The organism is Acidobacteriota bacterium (assembly GCA_022562055.1).
In the GTDB taxonomy this organism is placed as follows: Bacteria; Actinomycetota; Acidimicrobiia; order Spongiisociales; family UBA5794; genus BMS3BBIN02.
This window is the reverse complement of sequence record JADFQA010000083.1, coordinates 1-2,023: the sequence shown is the minus strand read 5'-3', so window position 1 is coordinate 2,023 and position 2,023 is coordinate 1. Positions and strand designations below refer to the sequence as shown.

At 60.9% G+C, this 2,023-nt stretch carries 2 protein-coding genes; both read right to left on the bottom strand.

Going from position 1 to position 2,023, the window contains the following annotated elements; genetic code table 11:
- Positions 1-190, bottom strand: a 190-nt coding sequence (locus IIC71_15190; protein MCH7670524.1) for an AAA family ATPase, incomplete at its 3' end; no start/stop codon positions are given.
- Complete coding sequence (locus IIC71_15185; protein MCH7670523.1) at positions 187-1,728, bottom strand: IS21 family transposase; 1,542 nt, start codon at positions 1,726-1,728, stop codon at positions 187-189. The genes IIC71_15190 and IIC71_15185, both read right to left, overlap by 4 nt.
- Between the last annotated feature and the right edge of the window lie 295 nt (positions 1,729-2,023).

The following is a 2,023-nucleotide window of genomic DNA, read 5'->3' as shown; positions in this document are numbered from 1 at the left end:
TACGGCGCCGTTCCGCCCGGTCGTCGACTTCGAGTGATAACAGCTCGGCGAGGTAAGCGCGGTGGGTGAGCTGGTCGCGGGCCGCAGCGTCAGCTATCTCACCGGCTTGGGTGCGTACGGTCGGGAGCGCCAATGTGGCGGCTGCAGCAACGATGGCTGCGTCTGCGGCTTGCTCGGTCAGGGCAGTCATGTTGGTTCTCCTGTGAGTAGCTGGTCGTAGACGTCAAGGGATGGGACAGGTCGGTCGTAGCGTGTCAGGGCTCCAATGGGGATCACGTCGGCTGGTTGTCTCTGGTCGGTGTGGCGGCGGGCCTCGACAATGACCACGGCCGGGTCAACAATCCCTGCGTGGTTGGCTGCGTTGAGTGCAGTGACGATTGAATCGTGTGGGAGGCGACGATGCGCCAGAAGCACCTCGATCAGTGCCCGGGTGCCAGCCTGGTCGGTGTCACGGCGCCGCGCCGTGTCCCAGAATCGTTGATGAGCGTCAGTGAATGTGCCTGCCTGTCTGGCCTGGACGAGTGCAGTTGCACCGGGCATCGCGCCGGGTTTCCGGACCAGGATCTCGAGATAATGATCCAACGTCAACGTCTCAACGCCTTTGTGGAGTGACCGTGCGTGGCGTGCCACAATCTTGGATCCGTCGAGGATCTCAAGATGGGACGCCCCGAGACGGACCCGAATCTTGGTTCCGGCAAGGTGGACTGGCACCGAGTAGTGGGCCTGGCGGACACAGATCCTGGCTTTGTGATCAACCCGGCAGACAAGATCGACCGCCACATCGAAACGTTCCCGGTTCAGCGCCCCGAGCAGCGGCTGTTCCAAAGCGAAATGCTCGCCGACTGTGATCCGGCGGCCATCAACCGGCGGGCGACCTGAGATCACGCGAGCGTCGTCTATGACATCGGCCCCAGCAACATGACTGTTGAGTTCGTCGAGCGATTCAACCCGTGGGACGGGGACGAGATGGCGCCTGCGGAACCGGCCGATCTCGCCCTCGACACCACCCTTTTCATGGGCACCGTCAACACCGGGGAGACAGAAGAACGAGCCGAACCCGTAATGCGACCTCAACGCGATGAACTTGGTGTTCTCCCACCGTTCGCGTCCCAACAGCACTCTGGTCACAGCAGGTTTCAGATTGTCGTACCGGATTGTCTCTGGCACGCCGCCGAAATAGTCGAACGCCAGGTTGTGGCCCTCATAGAACGACTCACCGCACTCGTTCCCGAACACATGATGGAACGCTTTCCCTGACGCTGAGAGACGCATCACGAACATCCACAGGCGGGTCTGCTCCCCATCGAGCAATGCATAGACCTCACCGAAATCGACCTCAGCCTCAGCTCCCAATTCATGGGTTTGGGGGACAGCCACCGTTGGTGTCTTCACCAGCTCGGCTTTCACCCGGGCCACATATCGGCGCACCGTTGACTCCCCGACCTGGGCGCCATGCTCAGATACCAGACGTTCCCACACACGGCGTGCCGTGTGACGCTGCTTCTTTGGCACCTCAAGATCATCTGTCAGCCAACCCCGGATCGTGTCCTTCCACGGACCCAACACCCCAGCGTCACGCTGCGGTGTCTTGCGTGGCGGCGGTACCGCATCCTGGATTGCTTGACGCACCGTGCGGCGATGCACACCATGAGCATCAGCCAACCCGCGGATCGACGCACCCTCACGACGCTCACGACGAATCTCCTCGAACAGTTTCACTCTCGACATCTCCCTCTCCCACCTCGATCAGCTTCTTCACAGAAGCCACCAAGAGTAGGAATCAGTCCACCAGGTGGGGCCAAATCAAACGAGCGAAAAGACCCAAAGTGGGGCCAAATCAGATAAGCACACCCAAAAGCGAACTCGACGAAACCGTAACGACCAGCGGGTTGACTTCGTCGGTGTGTGAAGTCACCGACCTTGTCGACCTGACCGGCTGGCCCGAGGGGACACGGTTGATCATCCGCCGTCAACCGTTACACCCCGGAACCCAAACCAGTCTGCTACCCGACCTTGAGTACCG